We start from the raw sequence: 20,488 nt of genomic DNA, 5'->3' as shown, positions 1-20,488 counted from the left end.
CAGTTAGTGGGTGCCTATTCATTACCCGCTAAGACTCTCTTTCATACCGGTGGAAGGATATACTCCATCTCCACAAACAATGAAGGCATACTAATAGGGTCAGGAGACGGCTACGCCTACTTTATTTCCCCTGATGGGCAGTTAATCTGGAAGTACGGAGTTGGGAGCGAGATATACTCCACGTATCTGGTAGGCAATATGGCGTTTCTCGGGTCGAGAGACGACTACGTTTACGAGCTCAACATGGACGGCCAGGAGGAGACGAAGTACTATATGGAGGGAGACGTGACTGGGATTAAAGTCCTTGGAAATACTCTCTACGTATCCACGGGGTACAAGGATTATAACGGTAACTACTGGGGTGGAATCTGGGTTTGGACAGTCGCGGGGAAACCCATATGGCAGATTGCGCGTCTCCAAAGGGCAGCTTTCAGTATTGACTCAGACGGGAAAATAGTTGTGGTCGGAACAGGTTGGGAACAGGGAGGGTATCATGGTGCAATAGAGGTTTATGACATGAAAGGAAACCTAAAGTTCTCCCATCAAACGGGGGACTGGGTAAAAAACGTTAAAATCTGTAGCGGCATAATCCTTGGCGCGTCCTATGATGGAAGCCTATACGCCCTCTCAGAGGATGGGAAACTACTATGGAAGTACAACGCCACCAATCCGATATATTCTCTCGATTGCAACGGCAAGGTAATAGTAATTGGAACAAACGACGGAGTTATACACATCCTTGACATGAAGGGCAGACCCTTAGTTGAGACCAGCATTGGAGTTGCTCCCTGGTCTGTCAAGCTCGACGGAAAGTACATTTACGTTGGGACTGACTCAGGAAACCTCATAAGGCTTGACCGTTCAGCTATCCCATCTGAGGAGATTAGCAAAGCAAAAGAACTGGCATCCTCCGTTGAAAACGCCAGTGGGATTACACTAAGTCCAGTTGAGAACCTGCTGTCCAAAGCAGAAAACCTCTTCAATAACGGAGACTATGAAAATGCCTACAGCTACGCCCAGCAGGCATACGCTCTTGCAGAAAACGCAAGGGAAGCGTGGAACGATATTCAATCCGCGAAGTCGGTGGGTAACGTCACCCAAGCAGTTCAAGCGTTCAAAGCGGGGGACTACGACCAGGCCAAGGAGCTTGCTCTAAAAGTGATGAACTCGGTAACCAGTGTGTCCCAAACGGCATCAACCGAGACGGAAACAATAAAACGAACACAGACAAGGGTTGTGGTTGTTGAGAGCAACACGAACTACCTCCCTTACGCTGGTGCCGGACTCGCCGTGCTCTTAATTCTGGTGCTCGTTGTGTGGAGGCTCCGCTCAAAGCCAAAATCGGGTAAAATTGAAGGAAGGGAGGACCCTCTGCAAAATCTCTTGTCCCGCTATTCCGATGTCGAGAAAATCGGCGAGGGTGGCTTTGCCGCTGTTTACAGGGCGAGGCGTAAGGACGGCACCGTGGTCGCCCTGAAGGTGCCGAAGAACATAGACGAAGAGACTGGAAGAGCGTTCATCCGTGAGGTCAGCAACTGGCTCCACCTGAGACATCCCAACATCGTTCGTCTCTACGAGGCCAACGTTGTCCCCGTTCCCTACATAGAGATGGAGTACTGCGAGGGTTCGCTCGAAAGGGAGAAGAAGCCCACGGGAGTTGAGAAGGCGGCGTGGTTTATCTTCAACACAGCGGAAGGCCTGAAATACGCGCACTCGAAGAAGATAATCCACCGCGATTTAAAACCGAGCAACATCCTGCTCAAGAACGGCGTTCCCAAAATAAGCGACTGGGGGCTGAGCAAGTTCATAGGCGAGGAGAAGGCAAAGACGATGGTATTCACACCCTACTACGCCTCTCCCGAACAGATTGCCCCCGAAACCTTCGGCGATGTCGACGAGAGGAGCGACATCTGGCAGCTCGGCGTCATCTTCTATGAACTCGTCACCGGAAGGAGGCCGTTCGAAGGTAACTCGCTCTCCAGCCTCGCACAGGCGATAACGACGAAGGAGCCCGTTAAGCCGGGCGAGATAAACCCGGAGGCGAAGGAAGTCGAGCCGATAATCCTGAAGATGCTCGCCAAGAGGAAGGAGGAGCGCTACCGGAGCGCCGAGGAACTCCAGAGAGACCTCGCGAAGGTGCTCGGCATCAAGTACCAGAGGGCCCTTGAGAAGAGCGTCTCGGCGAAGGACTTCTCAAAGAGCGCCTTCTACGCCGGGGAATTGGCTCTGATGCACCTCAAGCTCGGCAACTACAAGGATGCCCTGAAGTACCTCAGGGACCTCAAGGTCTATTCGAGGAGCGGGGAGCTCGACGGGCTGATAAGCCAGGTCGAGCTCGCGATGGACGAGGGGATAAAGCTCGGAGAGGACTTCCTCAACAGGGCAGAAGTTGTCATTCACGATGCGAAGATGGGGAGGTGAAGGTTTTGTTTTTGCATTTTCAAAAGCCAAGAAAAGGGGTGGAAGGATGAGGAAGGTCATCGCACTGATGTGGATTGCCCTGCTCATTGGAGCGCTGGCGGTTACGCCGGGGAAAGTGAAGGCTGAGGACACGAACTGGTGGGTCAAGTATCTCGAGGCAGGGGATACTTGTATTAATGCCCTCACAATAGCGCCAAACGGGGACATAATAGTAGCTGGAGAGACTGACAGCTTCGGCGCTGGCGCTACTGACGCTTGGGTTCTCAGGCTTGATGCTAATGGGAATGTTATCTGGCAGAAGACTTACGGCGGGAGCAGCTGGGATTATGCTAACGCGGTTGCAATAACAGAGAACGGGGACATAATAGTAGCTGGAAAGACTGACAGCTTCGGCGCTGGCGAGGGGGATGTTTGGGTTCTCAGACTCGATGCTAATGGGAACGTTATCTGGCAGAAGACTTACGGGGGAAAATACGGGGGAAAATATGATGATTGGGCTAAAGCGGTTGCCATTGCACCAAACGGAGACATAATCGTAGCTGGGACTCGGTTGCTGAGGTTGAGCCCGCGTGGAGAACTCAAGTGGGCGGTGAAATTAGAAGGATCAGACATCAAAATCCTCCCTGATGGGACTGCAGTACTGGTGGGACTAGTGGGAGGTTTTATTGCTCGCTTCAACATCGACAAAGTCCCACAGTACTCCGGTTGGGTCAGATGGGATGAGGTAAGCCTTGAAGTCCATGACACCAACGCCCAAGTCCAGTCAACAGACGCCAAGGTGAAAGATTCAAATGCAGAGATACAAGACACGAACGCGGAAGTTCAAGATACCAGCGCCGAAGTGAAAACACTCTGGACTTACACTCCTCCCAAGACTTCTTCCTCAAGCTCATCCACGCCAGTTCAAACCCCAACGCAGACAAGCAGTACATCTTCAACAATCACCCAGACTGAAACCTCAACGGGTTACATGATTGGTTCTGAGACTATTCCCGGTTTCCAGCCGTCACAGGAGTACTTGAAGAACGTCTCAGCCTACGCGATTCAGAAGGCTGAGGAACTAATCACGAACCTCACGAGCATGGGTTACCAGGTCCTTTACGCTGAAAAATACTTGAACGAGGCCAAGAACGCTTACAACAACGGGGACTACAAGACGGCCAAAGAACTCGCGCTGAAGGCATGGATTACCGCGCTGAAAGAATGGCAGATTCAATACGAGGCCGAGATACTGAAGAAAGCGGGAATAGACCCCAGCCAGGCCCTCCAAGAGTACCAGAACGGAGACTTGGACGGGGCCATTAACGAGCTAAACAGCCTTGCGTCGGACCTTAACGGAGAGTACGCTAAACTCTTCAATTCCGTTAAGAGCACATTTGACACCATCCAGTTCTACTGGAAGAGCGGGATTAGGCTCTGGAACTACGTGGGAGACCTCTACTCCTCAAACGAGAAGTTCAAGGACGGAGAGCTTGAAGTCGCTAAAAATCTCGCGGATAAGGCGTTGAACACGGTTAGGGACATTGGGAACATGGCAAGGAGTTTGTTGAAGCAATTGGTTAGCCTAGGCAGGTCTGTGTTTAGCAACGGTAGAAACCCCAAAGCCCAGGAACTATTTGAGCACGCTATGAGTCTCTTTGAGCAGGGTAAATTCGAGCAGGCTAAAAAAGTCATCGTCCAAGTGGAGGAAATCATCACGGTAACAACAACACAGAAAAAACACGGAATCTGCGGACCGGGGATTATTGTGCTAATAGCGCTGGTTCCCCTGCTCAGGAGGTTAAAACATAGATGAAACACAACTCGGGCCCGTTTGTAATTTCATTTTTTCTTCCCATAAAACGACAGGAGAGAAAAAAGATGCCAAAGAGAAGCCTTGAGGAGGACTTCGTTCGGAGGCTCATCATCTCGATTTTCCTGATTGCCCTCCTTCAGGGCTTCGGGTTACTCATATCGCTCTTCATATTCCTGCCGTGGATTGAGAGGTTCCTGCGGGAAACTGGTCCTCGGAGACCAAGACCCGAACCAGTTCCCAGACCAGTGCCCAAGAAACCGCACAACAAGGACTCAACTCGTAGAATCTCCCTTACGGACGGGCTGATTTTTGAGGCGCCGAAAAAGCTAATCCGGGGAGCTGAGGCGCTGATAAAGGTTGGTTTCAGAAACAGGACAGGGAAAAGCCTTCGCGTCTCGATAGACCTGTCGGAGCTGGCCCTCTACGGAAAGCTGGAGAAGAAAACCATTGACCTGTACCTCCTCCCGGGCGAGGAGAGGAGCGAGTACGTGCGCTTCGTGCCCTCGAAGGTTGGGAAGCACGCACTTACAGTCCGCGTTCGCTCCGGGCCGTTTATGGGGAAGAAGGCCATTGACATTGAGATTACCGGAGAAAAAGCCGGGGGCAACGGGTTGGAGGCCCTTCTGTCGAGATACGAGAGGGTCGAGCTAATTGGAGAGGGCGGCTTTGGCAAGGTCTACCGCGCCCTAAGGGACGGCCGGTGGGTCGCGCTCAAGGTCCCCCACGTCCTCAACGAGAGAACCGGAAAGCTCTTCCTGCGCGAGGTTTCCATATGGCGCGAGCTGAGGCACGGCAACATAGTGAGGCTCCACGACGCAAATCTGACGCCTTACCCCTACATAGAGATGGAGCTCTGCGACCGGTCGCTCGAAGACCTGGAGAAGCCCCTTCCGGCGGAGCGCGTGGCCGAGATAGCTTTTGAGGTAGCGGAAGGCCTGAAGTACGCCCACTCAAAGGGTATAATCCACCGCGACCTGAAGCCAAGCAACGTCCTCCTCAAGGGCTCCAAGCCGAAGATAAGCGACTGGGGGCTTGCGAAGGGTCTGTTCGAGAGCGGAACCACGACGGTAACGGCGATGACGCCTTACTATGCCTCACCCGAGCAGATAAGTCCGTCGCGCTTCGGAGGGGTTGACGAGAGGACCGACATCTGGCAGCTCGGCGTTCTCATGTACGAGCTCGCGACGGGGAGGAGGCCGTTCGAGGGGAGCGACTTCGTCGAGGTCGCCGGGAGGATAGTCATGGAGGAGCCGCGGAGACCGAGCGAGCTCAATCCGGAGGCGGAGCCCCTCGACGGGATAATCCTCCGCTGTCTGAGCAAGGAGAAGGAAAGGCGCTACGGAAGCGTTGAAGAGCTCCAGCGGGATTTGGCGGGGATCCTCGGCGGGAAGTACAGGGAAGAGCTCAAGAAGAGCGTCGAGCCCTCGCGCTCGGCCTACTACGCGGGCCAGCTGTTCCTCCTCCACCTGCGGCTCGGGGACGCGAAGGAGGCCCTGAAGTACGCGAGGGACCTGCTGAGGTACACGAGGGGGAGGGAGAGGGAAGAGCTGGAGAGGCTCATCGAACAGATTGAGCTGAGGGTTGAGGAGGGGCTCCCCATTCCAAAGGAGCTCGTTGAGAAGGGTGAGGTGGTAGTCCATGAGGTTAGCGGGGCATGAACGTATAGTGCATGTTATGGCTCCCTCAGACACAGAGGGGTTCGAGATGGGAGGGATGTTGAATTTGGATGATTACAGCGCTCGTTGGGGGTCTAGCATGGGTGGGAGCCGGTTAGATAAGGGGGGAATTTCATGAGAGCAATGAAGGTGTTTGTACTAGTTCTTTTAGTATTCATTGTCTCGGAGAGTGTCCCTTGGGCTACTGCTGGAAACGTTAGCGTTTCGTGGTCCTCAAAGGCACCAGGTACACTGATTGCCGTGTGTGAGACAATGAACCAGTTGATAATAGCTTCCGGGACTAGGTTGGAGTTTAGAGACCTTAAGGGGAACCTCCTGAATTCGAGGGATTTGGTGTATCCAATAACCGATGTCGAGCTTGAGCGTAACACATGGGGGTTGGATGTCTATGTTGCATCTGGAAAGTTCATCCATGTTTTCTATAAAAACGGGATGTACAAAAGGTTCACAGCACCCGACTCGATGAAAGTTCTGAAAGTAGAACCCTCCCCTTGGATCGACAGGGTTCTTCTCCTGCTGATGGATAACGGGCACTACTACGCGTATATAACGAACAAGAAGTTCTCAGAGGTCGTATTTAAGCTCGATTTGGGGACGGATAGACCCCTCGTTGGAATGACCTACGATGCCAACTACCTCGCGGTAGCCCAGGGAAGCGAACTCCGCCTCGTTGAGGTTTCCGACGGAAAGGTCGTGTGGACTAAAAAGCTCGGAGGAAGCGTTACCGCTCTCCTCGTTGTTGACCGTGGGGATGTGTACGTGGGAACCTCCGGGGATACACCGAAACTTCAGAAACTCAATGCTAAAACTGGAAAAACCGAGTTCTCGGTGCCTCTGCTCGGTACTCCCGTTGCAGTATCCATCGACTGGGAGGGGAGCTATCTCGCCGTCGCTCAGAAACCCGGTAGGCTGTCTTTACTCTCCTCCTCTGGAAACGTTCTGTGGGAGGAGGATTTCTCCAAGGAATTCGGCGAGGTGGGCGATGTTGAGGTATCGAGGAGCGGTCGCTACATAGCGGCGACGTTCGGCGGTGGGACGTTGGTTCTTACCAACGGATTTGTGCCTCCGGCGAAGTTTAGTGTGAATGCCAAAAACGCCAAGTTGATTCCTGTATTCACGGCACAGGTTAGGGGAAGCGTTTACGCTGTTGATGCGGACGATGAAGGGAAAGTTCTTGCGGTCATTAGTTACTACCCGAACCCTCAGGGGACCTTTCCGGATTACCTGAGTGACGTTGTCATTATGGACAGCTCCGGCAACGAGATGGGAAAAGACACTTTCGAGGGAATACTCAGAGATGTAGCAGTTAGCGGGAATGGAAAATACATAGCGGTTGTTGGCGACGACCACTATCTTCACGTGCTCAATATGAAAGGCGATGAAGTTGCGAACAGATTTTTTGACTTTTACAGCGGTGGATCATACACGGTCGCCATCTCAGAAAACGGTAATAGAATAGCAGTTGGAACCTTTGCAGGCTGGACCGATGATAACATGACGGAGGTGGCAAACGCCAGCATTTACTACTTCACGTTTGATGGCTCCAAAATCAATGAGGTATGGAAGAAGCCGTTTCCAAGCCCTACCTGGGGAACGAGGGTGTGGGGGCTCTCTATGGACTCTCAGGGAAACCACTTGGCAGTGAGTGTTGATGGTGGGTATAACAACACATTTATCCTTTCATCGAGCGGTAAACTCCTGTGGGAAAGTGGGGAAAGGGGATACATCCGTATCAGCAAGGATGGTGAAACCGTAGTATACCTGCCCCTCCCAGGAGATGGCATTATTCGCGTTCAGAAAATAACGGGGGATATTATCTGGACCAAGCCCGTATCTGGGGTTATAGGGGGCTTCAAGTTTTCAAGGGACTTCTTAGTGGCATGTCTACGAGATGAAAATAAATTAATCAGCACTATCAAGATTTTCTCGATACAAAATGGCACAGAGATTCTTACAGCAACTTTTCCCGGATTAATAGTTGATTTCGCAGTCAGCAGGAACAACTACCTCCTGATAGGCTTCGAGAACGGCACCGTAGAATACTACAAAATCGAGAGCACGGTTCCTCTGCCCAACGTTAGGGTCACACTGAAAATCAAGAGCTTCCCATCCAACGCGAGGGTCTTCGTAGACGGCTCATACAAGGGAAATACTCCCCTAACCCTTGAGCTTGAGGAGGGTACTTATTCAATAGCCATCGAGAAGATAGGCTACACCCGGTGGACCTCGACCGTTAAGCTCCTTGCGGGGGAGACGAAAACCCTCAACGTAACTCTTGAGAAGGTGGCCGCGGACACGGGAGCAGTCTTGGAGGTAACCTCCACTCCCGAGGGAGCAAAGGTCTATTTGAACAGGGAGTACGCGGGGGTTACGCCCCTCAACTTGACACTTGAAGCCGGCGACTACGAGGTAAAACTGGTTAAAGAGGGTTATCTGGACTGGGTAAAAACCGTCTCCCTAACTCCAGGCTCCTCGGAGAAGGTCAGTGCAGTTCTGAGCGAAGCTTACGGCGTCCTTGAGGTTACCACGAGTCCAACCCAATCCAAGGTCTATGTAAACGGGGATTACCAGGGCCTCTCACCTCTGAGGATAACCCTCACCCCCGGCAACTACACCGTGAGAATAGTCCGCGAAGGCTACGAGGATGAAGAGAGAAACGTTACAATCAAGGGTGGGGAAAAGACTTCCCTCGCATTGACGCTTGTTCCATTGAAGGGCTCCTCAGAAGGGTCAGTTGAAATAGCAGGGGTTACAATGAGCTCGAGCACGTTCTACTACATAGGTGCCGGTGTGGTTGCTGTTTTCGTTGCCCTCGTGCTCTTCATCAACAGGCGCTTGAAGCAGATAGAGCAGAAGACCACCGCCATGACGGTTGATGAATTCGCCCCAAAGCCGGCCTCCCCTACTACCTTTCCCCAGGAGCTCTCCAACAAATACACTGACGTTGAGTTTATAGGCAGGGGCGGCTTCGCCAGGGTCTTCAAGGCCAAAAGGGCGAGCGATGGAAAGGTCGTCGCCGTAAAGGTTCCCATAAACCTAGACGAGGCTACTGGCAAGAGTTTCATCAAGGAGCTCCAGAACTGGGCCAACCTGAGGCATCCAAACATCGTGGAACTCTACGATTACAACATCCTTCCCATCCCGTACCTTGAGATGGAATACTGTGACTGCAGTCTTGGGCGGGAGAAAAAGCCGATGGACGTAAAGAAAGCGGCATGGCTGATTTTCAACATAGCTGAAGGCCTGAAGTACGCCCACAACAAGAAGGTCATCCACCGCGACCTGAAACCGAGCAACATCCTCCTCAAAAACGGGGTTCCAAAGATAAGCGACTGGGGACTGAGCAAGGTCATGACGAGCAGCAGGAGCTCCACGGTTGCAGGCTTTACCCCGCTTTACGCCGCCCCAGAGCAGATAAGTCCGACAAACTTCGGGGGCACCGATGAGAGGACGGACATCTGGCAGTTGGGCGTGGTGTTCTACGAGCTCGTAACCGGAAAGCTTCCATTTGAGGCGAGCGATTTCGTGGAGCTGGCTTCAAAGATAACCACAAAGGACCCGGTTCCGCCGAGCCGGCTCAATCCAGAGGCGAAGGAGGTGGAGCACATAATAATGAAAATGCTCTCCAAGGACAAGGAGCTCCGCTACAAGAACATGCTCGAACTCCAGAGGGACCTCGCGATTTACCTCGGCATGTCCCTCAAAGAGGAGCTCAAAAAGAGCACGACTGTGGGGGACAGGCACAGGATTGTTTCGTATCTCGGCGACCTTCTGCTGATGAGTATGAAAACCGGAAATAAGATCGAGGCATATAAATACGCAACGGATATCGTGAACTACGTTACAGGAGAACTAGGAAATGAGTTCAGAAACCTTGCAAAGTACCTGCAAATAATAACAGAGGAGGGCCTTCCGATTCCGGATGAACTCATTCAAAAAGCCGAGATTCTCATCCACAAAGTGAAGCTTGGCTTTGAAAGGCTCTAGGTGGTCTAAATGAGATGCACCCACCAGTACAGGCATTCGATTAAGGAGTGTCCGCGCGAGGCGGAGGAGCTTGGCCTCTGCATTTTCCACCTTCCATTCAGTGGAAAGAACTTTGAAAAGGCGGAGCTAAGCGGCGAGGACCTTGAGGAGGCCTACCTCAGCGGGGCAAATCTGAGGGGGGCAAACCTCAGCAACGTCAACCTTCGCTATGCCGATGTAAGTGAGGGTAATCTAAGCGGGGCAAACCTTGAATGGGCCTCTTTGGTGGGTGTTGATTTAAGCACTGCCAAGTTGGACGGCGCAAACCTGACAAACGCTGATATACGCAATGCTGACTTAACGAGAGCCAACCTAGACGAAGCAAACCTGAGCTTTGCCAACCTGGAGGGTACGAGCCTTATTAGGGCGTCTCTCAATGGAGCCGAGCTCTATGGTGCAAGTCTGAATGGCACAAATCTCCTTGGTGCCGACTTCAGGGGAGCAAGGCTCTATGGGGCTGAGTTTGATGGGGCAAAAAACGTTGAGCACGCGATTTTTGACGACATCGCAGTTGAGGAAAAGGAAGGAGATGAATTCAGAAAGAAGAAGGACTTTGAAAGGGCATACGATTCTTACTCCAAGGCTCTTGAAGTTTACCTCGACCTGAAGAGAATTTTTAGGGCCAAGGGGCTCTACGACAGGGCCTCAGTTTACTCAGTCGGCGAGTGGCGCGTTCGTGGTAAGCTTCAGTTAATAGCTTCCCGGGTTCAGAATCATAGTTCAACCAGATTTCTGCCCCTAACGGGAGGTGGAAAACTGGGTGTCGTTGAGGGAACACTTAGGTACGTTACAAACAGGTTGTACGGGATTACATCCCTTTACGGAGAAAGCCCACTGAGAGTTCTCTTGACGACAGTGACGATAATACTGGCTTACGCACTGATTTTCTGTGTGAGTGGAACAATCCGTGTGGGTTCCCCAAGGGACTGCCTCTACTTTAGCATCGTGACGTTTACAACCGTTGGATACGGGGATATAACCCCCGTCCCCTCCCATAGACTACTCGCGGCGAGTGAAGCCTTTATCGGTGCGTTCATGCTTTCGTTCTTTGTGGTTGTGATGAGCAGAAAACTTATCAGATAAATGAGAAAGTTAGGAGGAGGTGTAAGAATGCCAGTTGACCTTTCAGGGCCTTTAATGGCCGCCTTCAAGAAAGCGAAGAGGGAATTCGAAGAAGCCGTGAAGAAAGGAAATAACGAGGTTGCCAAGAAGAAGGCTCTGGAGTGCGCCCGCATACTGAGGCAGCTCGCCAACTATGACGAGTTCAGCAGGGAGAGTTATCTTAGAAAGGCCAAGAAGTGGGAAGCCATCGCAAGGGACGTTGAAGCCGGCCGCTACGGGATAAAGAGGAACAAGCCGATAAAAGAGGGCGGAAACCAGAGGAGAAGCGGGAACTTCGAAGAGAATCGTGAAGATGATGTATTCAAACAGTACGTAGAGGGCCTCATTGCAAGGTCAAACGTTAAGTGGAACGACATAGGTGGTCTTGAGGAAGTTAAGAGACTCATGATGGAGACCATTGTTATCTCAGCTCTACAAAAACCCCAGTCAGTACAGCCTTGGAAGGGAATCCTCCTCTTCGGTCCGCCGGGAACCGGTAAGACCCTCCTCGCGAGCGCGGCAGCTGGAAGCTTAAACGCGACCTTCTTCTCTGTCAAAGCCAGCAACGTCCTAAGCAAGTACTTCGGCGAGTCCGCGAAAATAATCTCGGCCCTCTATGAGGTGGCTAGAGAGAAGGCCCCCAGTATAGTGTTCATGGATGAAATAGATGCCCTAACAACGAAGCGCTCCGGTGACCAGAGCGAGGCCAGCAGGAGGATGCTGTCAACGCTCCTCACCGAGCTTGACGGTTTCCAGGACAAGAAGAGTGATATACTCGTTCTCACCCTCGCGGCAACGAACACACCCTGGGACCTTGATGAAGCTGTTCTGTCAAGGTTTCCACGGAGGATTTATGTTCCGTTACCTGACCAGAAAGCCACGAAGGAGATAATCAAAATCAACACGCGCGGGCTCGACATAAGCAGACTCGACTTGGACGCGATAGCCGAGGAGAGCGTCAGACGCCGGTACTCGGGAAGGGACATCAAGAACCTCTGCCAGGAAGCAATATGGAATATGATACGTGAGGAGAACAGGGACCTTCACAAGCTCGCCGAGCTTCCATTCCACGAGCTAAAGAAGCGCTCGCTCAGAACGAGGCCTCTTGAAATGAGGGACTTCGAAGAGGCATTCAAGAAGATTAAGAGCCCACTGACGAGGAAGGAGGTCGAGAGGTACGAGAAGTGGGCGGAGGAGTTTGGAGGGTAACGCTTAACAGGTTTTATCATTTGGGAGGAATTGCCATGAAAAAGAGCGCTATCATACTGTCAATACTCATACTTGCTTCCATGTGTATGGTTTCCACACAGGTAATGGCTGACAGCTCCACAACATCAACCAACCTACCAACATACTGGGTGAAGACTTACGGCGGAAGTGGTAATGAGACGATTACCGGCGTTAAGGTTCTGCCGGATGGGAGCATTATTGCAGTGGGTTACACGAATTCCAGTGGAGCTGGGGGCGATGATGCTCTCGTCATGAAGCTCTCACCCAACGGTAACGTAATCTGGGCGAAGACTTATGGTGGAAGTTGGGAGGATCTTGCCAATTCTATTGCAATTGCCCCAAATGGAGACATAATAGTAGCTGGAACAACTAATAGCTTTGGTGTTGGGACTCCCCATTATAAAAATGTTTGGGTTTTCGAACTGGATGAGAATGGAAATGTTATATGGTCAAAGAATTACGGCGGGTATAATGATGATATGGCTTCTGGGGTTGCTGTAACCCCAGAGGGGAACATTATTGTGGCGGGCTATACTTATAGCTTCGGCGATTGGCACGGAGACGTTTGGGTTCTTAAGCTCGATGCTAGTGGGAACGTCATTTGGCAGAAGACTTACGGGGGAGGATGGGCTAACGCAGTTGCCATTGCTCCAAATGGGGACATTATAATAGCTGGAGAAACGCAAAGCTCCGGGTCTGGTGATGCTTGGCTTCTTCGCTTGGATGAGAATGGAAAAGTAATATGGTCTAAGACTTATGGTGGAAGTTGGGAGGATCTTGCCAATTCTATTGCAATTGCCCCTAACGGGGACATTATAGTAGCCGGCCAGACTTGGAGCTTCGGCATTGGAACACCAGATTATTCAAGCGTTTGGGTTCTTAAGCTCGATGCCCACGGCAAGATAAGTTGGCAAAGAACCTTTGGTATCTATACTAATGAATATGCTGAAGCAGTTGCTTTAGCTCCTAATGGGGGTATTATTGTAGTAGGTAGTACTCTAAATGGAGGTGGTTTAATCTGGGAAATTAATTTAGAGGGAAAGATAGTTTGGCATTGTGATGAAAGTGATGAAGATTGGGTTTCGTGGTTTAAGACAGTTACCGTGGCTCCTAATGGAGATATAGTGGTAGCAGGCTATATATACATGTATACACATAACAGTTATGAAACTGAAGTCCTTAAACTCCCCCCCGATGGGAATCTACGTAATTGTAACTTTTGCGGGTGGAGAACTGATACTCCGACAGAAAATTCTAACGCCAAAGTTAATAACGCCACTGTTTCTGTTAGGAATCCAAGTGCTACAATTAGATATGCCCATGCAATTGCAAAAGTGTTCAGACCAAGAATAAAAACATTGTATCCCCCATTTGGCACGATACTAATTTCTTCCTCACCTCCAGGCGCTAAAGTTTATATAAACCGGATTTACAAAGGAGTCACTCCCTTGGAGATGAATCTATCAGCGGGAAATTATAATTTAACTTTAGTATTAAGTGGATATAAAAACTATAGTACTATAATAACGGTACAAGCAGGAGCAACAACAAAAATATCGGCAAATCTAACGGAATCCCCCCTCCACACAACAAGCCCAAAGAGCACAACGTCGAAAACAACAAACAGAATTGACTTCTCAGATATTGTAGGAGCACTAATTGGACTCCTCCTAATCGGCGGAATCGCTGCTAAAGTCAAAGGCGGAAAATCCAAAACCTCCCCACCCAAGGGAGATATCGTAACCTCAACCCCCGCTCCCGCTAGAAAGCCCGAACCAAAACATTACGCACCACCAAAGCACGTTCCCGGCTTCCCGCCCGAGCTCCTCGACAAGTACGAGCCACTCGAGTTCCTCGGTGAGGGTGGCTTCGCCAAAGTCTTCAAGGTTAGAAGGAAATCCGACGGGAAAATCATAGCCCTTAAGGTTTCCCGCCTCAACGAGAAGACAAAGCGTTTCTTTCTCAAGGAGGTCAAGGCCTGGCGCCTGCTCAATCATAAAAACATCGTCAAGCTCTACAACGCTTACGCTGAACCACTACCCCACCTTGAGATAGAGTTCGTCGATGGAATTCAACTCAATGGTGAAGTCATCAGGGACCTCGGCAAGTATCCGAAGCCCACTGACGAGGAGAAGGCACTTCACTTCATCAGGGGCATCGCTGAAGGGTTGAAGCACGCTCACTCAAAGCAGGTGTATCACAGAGACCTTAAGCCCCAGAACGTCCTCATAACGAGCGATTTAACGCCCAAGATAACCGACTGGGGACTGGCCAAAGTCGGCGCGGTTTCAACCACAGCCACGACGACAAAGGGACTGACGCTCCTCTACGCGGCACCGGAGCAACTCGACGACGAGACCTATGGGCACACCGACCAGAGAACTGACATATACCAGCTCGGACTCATTTTCTACGAACTCTTAACCGGGAAGTTGCCCTACCAAGGGACTTCTCCAGCAGTCGTCATGGCCAAGGTGATAAATCCGGCAGTAAAGCCCAAACCGCCGAGTCACTTCAACAAGGCCCTGGCAAAGTACGACGGCATCTTTGAGAAACTCCTCGCAAAGGAGAAAGAAGGGCGCTATCAGTCGGTTGAGGAGTTCCTCCGCGACCTTGAGCTAATGAAAAAGCTTGACGAGGAGAGGAAGGCCCTCGAAAAGGAGATAGAGAAGACAAAGACTACCATGAGTCTCACAACAAATAGCAAGGAACTCAAAAAGCTCGTGCGCCAGCTTGTTGAACAGCTGAGCAGAAATGCCGTACTACATGCCCAGCTCAACGACAAGGCTGGACTCATCAATGCGCTTGAGGATTTGAAGGCGTTCTCGAAGGAACATAGAGATGAGCTTGAAAGTGCAATAGACCAGTTCAAGATGATGATGCAGGAGAGTGTGCCAATAAGCAAGTCCACGCTGGACGAGCTGAAGGTCCTCCTGCACAAGGTTCAGAGGGAAGTTGAATGACTTCGACAGCAATAAAGCTCCACAAACGGCACTTTAAAATTTCAGAGGAAATCAAGATAGTCCCACATCTAATGGAAAAGTTGAATGTGCAAAGAGCATCATCACAACGACCTAGAGTTCACCCTCATGAGGGGGACGGCGAAGAGGGGGATATTCCTGCTCAGCTCAGAAAGTTTCACAATTACCTAGAGGCGAGAGGAATGAGGGGGATAACTCACCCAAAAAATGATGGGAATCCCCACGAGACCCATTGGAAAGACACTGCCAATTGCAAGGGACAATATAGAAGCCGGCATGTTGGTGATGGGAAATGAGCAGAAATCCATCTCTCCTGTTGCTCCCCGTGGTTTTCTTAATTATATTGCCGTACGTCAGTGCAACGACGATTGGGATAGACCTCTCCCACGGCGAGAACCCAAACGGCCTCACATCAGTGGTCTACAAAAATCAGACGCTCGCTCCGGGAATAGTTGAAACCTTAACCCAATATAACTTCGTCTACTTTGGGAACGAGAGTTACCAGGACGAGCTGGGAATCCGCTGGCTGGGCAGGTCAATAACTCCAGGCCTGCTGGAAAACGTTGACGTCCTCATACTCGGCCAGCCAACGACAAACCTCTCAAGCGCCGAAATCTCAGCCATAAGGGAGTGGTTCTACTCCGGAGGGAAAGTTCTGTGGGTTGCCGGTGATTCGGACTATGGAAACGGTGCCAAAACCCAAGGAATAGTGAACAGCCTGCTTGAAGCCCTTGGAGCGCCCCTACGCCTTGACCTGTGCTCCGTTGAGGACCCTGTGAGCAACGCCGGCGGGAAGGCATACCGCCTCATAGCCTACGACAGACCGAGCAATGATACCCCATACCGCCTGCTTTTGATTCAGGGAGTGGCTTACGGCATCCTTGCCCATGGCCCGGGCCCGGTGGCGCTCTTCGCAAACGGCACCTGGAAGCCCCTGAGGGATGGGAACAAGCCTTCGGGAGTTTACATCATACTCAGGACGAGCAAAAATGCCCAAATCGTTGAGAACAGCGCACCCTCTGCAAAGGCTTACAAGGCCGGAGAAAAGGGTGAATTCCCGATAGTGGTGGCATGGGTATGGAATTTGGGCAACAAAAGGAGTGTTCTGATAGTCAGCGGCGAGACGCCCGTTGGAGGCTACCTTCCAATGTGGGTCAGTCAGTATTACGGCATCAAGCTCGACGGACCAACCTTTGTCTCGAACGTAATCCACTGGGGAATCACCGTTGCGTCTGGACCCCTTGAAGCTTCAGGTTTGAGCTCATCAACGTCCGCACAGGAAGTATCAAACAACCCTCTTGCCCAACCTCCGAGTTCCCTGCCGGAGACAGGAACGACCGGACAAGGCCCGTCTTCACAAGTCTCCTACCTCGCAATTGGAGGTATTCTAATATTCCTCTTCGTTGGACTTGTCTTCCTGAAGAGCAGGGAAGGGAGTGAAAATAGGAGCAACCGCGACATCCCTAGCTTTCCTCCTGGGCTCTTGGACAGGTACGAGCCACTCGAGTTCCTTGGCGAGGGCGGTTTTGCCAAAGTATTCAAGGTCAAACGCAAAAAAGACGGCAAAACAGTCACCCTAAAAGTCCCGCATCTAACAGAGAAGTCAAGGAAATCCTTCATTAGGGAAGTTCAGGCCTGGAGCATGCTGGAGCATCCAAACATAGTAAAGCTCTACCGTGCAGAGGAAGAGCCGGTACCGTACCTTGAGATGGAGTTCGTCGAAGGTGCGGAAGTTAATGGGAAGCTCGTTAGAACGCTTGAGGAACTTCCAAAGCCCGTTGATGAGACCACTGCTTTAGAACTCGCCAGAAGTATCGCAGAGGGATTGAAGCACGCGCACTCCAAGGGAATAATCCACAGGGACTTAAAACCTGGAAACATCCTCCTGAAGGCCGGCTTAACCCCAAAGATAACAGACTGGGGATTAGCCAAAATCGGAACAAATTCAACGACCACAACCTCAGGGGTAACGGTTCTCTACGCCGCGCCGGAGCAGCTTGACCCCGAAACCTACGGACGCACCGACCACAGGACTGACATCTACCAGCTCGGCCTAATCTTCTATGAACTCCTGACAGGAAAACTGCCCTACGGAGGGAAGGGCCCCGCAAGTGTAATCGCAAAGATTCTCAACCCAGAAACCAAGCCAAAACCGCCGAGTGCCGTTAGGCCAGAGCTTGCGAAGTACGATGGGCTCTTCGAGAAGTTGCTGGCGAAGAGGAAGGAAGACCGCTACGGAAGCGTTGAGGAGTTTCTGGAGGACCTTAAGCTCTTGGAGAGGCTCGAAGGAGAAAGGGCCGACCTCAGAGGGCAGATTGAGGAGCTCAAGAAAACCATCCAGGTAACGACGGACCGGTCGGAGGTTCAGAGGCTCGTCGGGAAACTCGTTGAAGGACTTGGGAGGAACGCGGTCCTTTCAGCCAGGCTCAACGACAAGGCAGGCCTGATTAGTGCGCTTGAGGAGCTCAAGGAGTTCACCCGGGAAGAAAGGGGAGAGGTTGAGCGGGCGATTGAAACCGTCGAGCTCCTCCTGAGGGAGGGTCTGCCGATTTCCCGGGAACTTGTTGAGAGAGTGGAGGTTCTCGTTGACAGGATTAAAAGGGAGGTGGAGAGATGAGGCTAATACTGCCCGAAAATCCATGCGTGGACTTCAGCGGGGCCGGAGCTGACTTCGTTTACGGGATAACCCACGTTGGAGGACGAAAGCACAACGAGGACGGCCTGCTCATCATGAAGCTCCCCGACGGCTACCTACTTGCCGTTGCGGACGGGTTGGGGGGCCACAACGCCGGGGAAGTCGCTTCTAGGCTGGCATTGAATGCAATCGCAGAGGTCTTTGAAGGGGAGTACGTTGGGGGCCTTGAAGAAGACCTTCTAGCAATTCTCCTGAGGAATGCCCACGAGGTTGCCCACTCCGTTGTTAGGGAGCGCGCAAAGGGGCCGCTTGAAGGGATGGGGACGACCCTCGTCTCGGCCGTAGTTAGGGGAAGGACCGTTATCGTTGCCAACACCGGCGACAGCAGGGCGTACCTGGTTTCAAAGGGGAGGCTCGTCGCGAGGACGCTCGACCACTCACCACTTCAGGAGCTCGTTCTCATGGGTCATGTAAGTGAGGAGGAAGCCATGTACCACCCACTCAGGAACAGGGTGAGTTCTGCAATTGGGCGGCGTCTGATGGTTGACCTCTACCGCTGGGAGGTGGGAGCCAATCACATCCTTCTTCTCAGCACGGATGGCCTTCACGACTACGTTCCAAAGGAGGAAATCCTGCGGGCGTTCACCCCGGGGAAAACGGCACGTGACCTCGCCAAAATCCTCGTGGAAAAGGCCCTGCCTGCCACTGAAGATAACGTCACGGTGGTGGTGTGGAGATGGTGACTAAGAACATGGGGAGTCTCGTAGTGATAGCCCTGCTCCTCGTGGCAATTTTAGCGTCCTCTACACCGGCCGCGGCCAGCAAAAGCACCTCTATGGTTAACATCGACACAACGGCTCCGGGAGTTAGCGTTTACCTCGACGGAAAATACGTCGGAGTGACTCCTATACACGGGCTTAAGGTCTCAGAGGGAATTCATACAATTCGACTCGAAAAAAACATGTATGGAACAGTCATTGTTCTCTTCAACGCGGTCCCCGGCAGAAACATTACACTAAACGTTCCTATGGTGTTCAATTTTAAGGTTGGAGAAAATCCCATTCTTAACGTGAGAACAAGCCCTCCCGGTGCGGAGATAGAGCTGAACGGTGTTATCATAGGCACGAGTCCAGTATACAACTATACACTCATTCCAGGTATGAAATACCAACTTCAGATTAACCTGAGAGGGTACAATCCAGAGAACCTCACACTGAACCCAGATATGCACACTTTGTACTACGTCTACATCACGCTGACTCGGGAACTCACAACTAATTCCTCGGGCTCCCCTGGAGAAACCTCTATCACTTCAAAGCTGTTGGGTTTGGCCCTTCTGATTGCAGTTGGGGTTGTAGCGGTTGCCATAGGCCGTAAAAGGCACAAGAAGGAAAAGAAGCCCCCCTCCCCTCGGCAACCCAGAGAAAGCGTATCCAAGCCCTTGGAAGGCTTTCCTCCTGGGCTCTTGGACAGGTACGAGCCACTCGAGTTCCTTGGAGAGGGCGGTTTTGCCAAAGTCTTCAAGGTCAAACGCAAAAAGGACGGCAAAACAGTCGCCCTAAAAGTCCCAAGAATCGACGAGAAAACAAGTAAAACCTTCCTCCGCGAGGTTTCAACGTGGTTCCAGCTCAACCACCCCAACGTCGTCAAGCTCTACGACGCGGACATCTTACCAGTTCCCCACCTTGAGATGGAGTTCGTTGAGGGTGCCAAGGTTGATGGGAAGCTCGTTAGAACACTTGAAGAACTGCCTAAGCCCGTTGATGAGGAAACCGCACTGAGACTCATAAAGGGAATTGCGGAAGGCCTAAAACACGCCCACTCGAAAGGCATCGTTCACCGCGACTTAAAGCCTGGAAACATCCTCCTGAAGGCTGACTTAACGCCAAAGATAACCGACTGGGGACTCGCGAAAATCGGAACGATGAGCTCGGGAAGGAGCGTGATGGGATACACCCCACTCTACGCCGCGCCGGAGCACCTGATGCCGAGCAAGTTCGGAAACACCGACCACAGGACAGACGTATGGCAGTTGGGGACTATTTTCTACGAGCTTCTCACAGGCAGGGTTCCGTTCGAGGGCTACACCTACGAGGAGGTCTTCGGCAAGATAACTGACGAGAACTACCGCCATAAGCCACCCTCCGACTTCAACCCCGCATTGGCAAAGTACGATGGGCTCTTCGAGAAGTTGCTGGCGAAGAGGAAGGAAGACCGCTACGGAAGCGTTGAAGAATTCCTGAGGGACCTTGAGAAGCTCGAAGAGAGCGAGAAGCGGAAGCAGGAGCTCGAGTCCCAGGTTGAGGAGCTGAAGAAAACGCTTGCAAGAAGCGTGGAAGCCCTAAAGAAGAGCAAGACGGCCGATGAAATCAGGGAGAACGGCAGACTTGTCGTTCAGACTCTCTCAAAGCTTGCTCTGGCTTACGCGGAGCTCAACAGAAAAGCCGAACTTCTCAACACCCTGAGCGACCTGAAGTTCTACACAACCCAGCACAGGGAAGAACTTGGAAGGGCAATTGAAACCCTTGAGCTCATGATTAGAGAAAACCTGCCCGTAAGAGAGGACTTCATTGAAAGGCTCAAGGTGCTCCTTCACAAGATAGAGCGCGAAAACGGGGTGTGA

General features: G+C 51.7%; 11 protein-coding genes. All 11 read left to right on the top strand.

Features of this window, described 5'->3' with window-relative positions; all coding sequences use genetic code 11:
• Positions 1-6 precede the first annotated feature (6 nt).
• The 11 genes from ACYQ04_RS03825 to ACYQ04_RS03775 all read left to right on the top strand — a co-directional run bounded on the left by ACYQ04_RS03825 (position 7) and on the right by ACYQ04_RS03775 (position 20,488).
• Positions 7-2,421, top strand: coding sequence for a protein kinase domain-containing protein (locus ACYQ04_RS03825; RefSeq protein WP_460127490.1), 2,415 nt, complete (start codon positions 7-9; stop codon positions 2,419-2,421).
• 46 nt (positions 2,422-2,467) lie between these two features.
• Entirely contained in the window at positions 2,468-4,216 is a 1,749-nt protein-coding gene (locus ACYQ04_RS03820; RefSeq protein ID WP_460127488.1) for a CGP-CTERM sorting domain-containing protein, read from the top strand.
• Between the two features lie 65 nt (positions 4,217-4,281).
• The gene (locus ACYQ04_RS03815; RefSeq protein ID WP_460127486.1) at positions 4,282-5,874 is read left to right on the top strand and encodes a serine/threonine-protein kinase; all 1,593 of its coding nucleotides are present in this window, start codon (positions 4,282-4,284) and stop codon (positions 5,872-5,874) included.
• A gap of 270 nt (positions 5,875-6,144) precedes the next feature.
• Positions 6,145-9,879, top strand: coding sequence for a PEGA domain-containing protein (locus ACYQ04_RS03810; RefSeq protein ID WP_460127484.1), 3,735 nt, complete (start codon positions 6,145-6,147; stop codon positions 9,877-9,879).
• 9 nt (positions 9,880-9,888) lie between these two features.
• Positions 9,889-11,001 (top strand): pentapeptide repeat-containing protein, encoded by a 1,113-nt coding sequence (locus ACYQ04_RS03805; RefSeq protein ID WP_460127483.1) that lies wholly within the window; start codon positions 9,889-9,891, stop codon positions 10,999-11,001.
• Between the two features lie 27 nt (positions 11,002-11,028).
• Positions 11,029-12,228 (top strand): ATP-binding protein, encoded by a 1,200-nt coding sequence (locus tag ACYQ04_RS03800; protein WP_460127481.1) that lies wholly within the window; start codon positions 11,029-11,031, stop codon positions 12,226-12,228.
• Positions 12,204-15,212, top strand: a complete 3,009-nt coding sequence (locus tag ACYQ04_RS03795; protein ID WP_460127480.1) for a protein kinase domain-containing protein — start codon at positions 12,204-12,206, stop codon at positions 15,210-15,212. The genes ACYQ04_RS03800 and ACYQ04_RS03795 overlap by 25 nt, the downstream gene beginning before the upstream one ends.
• Positions 15,209-15,526 carry a hypothetical protein gene (locus ACYQ04_RS03790; RefSeq protein ID WP_460127478.1) on the top strand — a complete coding sequence of 106 codons (318 nt, stop codon included), beginning with the start codon at positions 15,209-15,211 and terminating at the stop codon, positions 15,524-15,526. Before ACYQ04_RS03795 ends, ACYQ04_RS03790 begins: the two co-directional genes overlap by 4 nt.
• Positions 15,523-17,847, top strand: coding sequence for a serine/threonine protein kinase (locus tag ACYQ04_RS03785; RefSeq protein WP_460127476.1), 2,325 nt, complete (start codon positions 15,523-15,525; stop codon positions 17,845-17,847). Before ACYQ04_RS03790 ends, ACYQ04_RS03785 begins: the two co-directional genes overlap by 4 nt.
• Positions 17,844-18,608 carry a PP2C family protein-serine/threonine phosphatase gene (locus ACYQ04_RS03780; RefSeq protein WP_460127474.1) on the top strand — a complete coding sequence of 255 codons (765 nt, stop codon included), beginning with the start codon at positions 17,844-17,846 and terminating at the stop codon, positions 18,606-18,608. The genes ACYQ04_RS03785 and ACYQ04_RS03780 overlap by 4 nt, the downstream gene beginning before the upstream one ends.
• Entirely contained in the window at positions 18,602-20,488 is a 1,887-nt protein-coding gene (locus ACYQ04_RS03775; RefSeq protein ID WP_460129816.1) for a serine/threonine-protein kinase, read from the top strand. Before ACYQ04_RS03780 ends, ACYQ04_RS03775 begins: the two co-directional genes overlap by 7 nt.

The organism is Thermococcus prieurii (assembly GCF_054657655.1).
The sequence above is the reverse complement of the archived record's forward strand: the minus strand, read 5'-3'. Positions and strand labels throughout refer to the sequence as shown.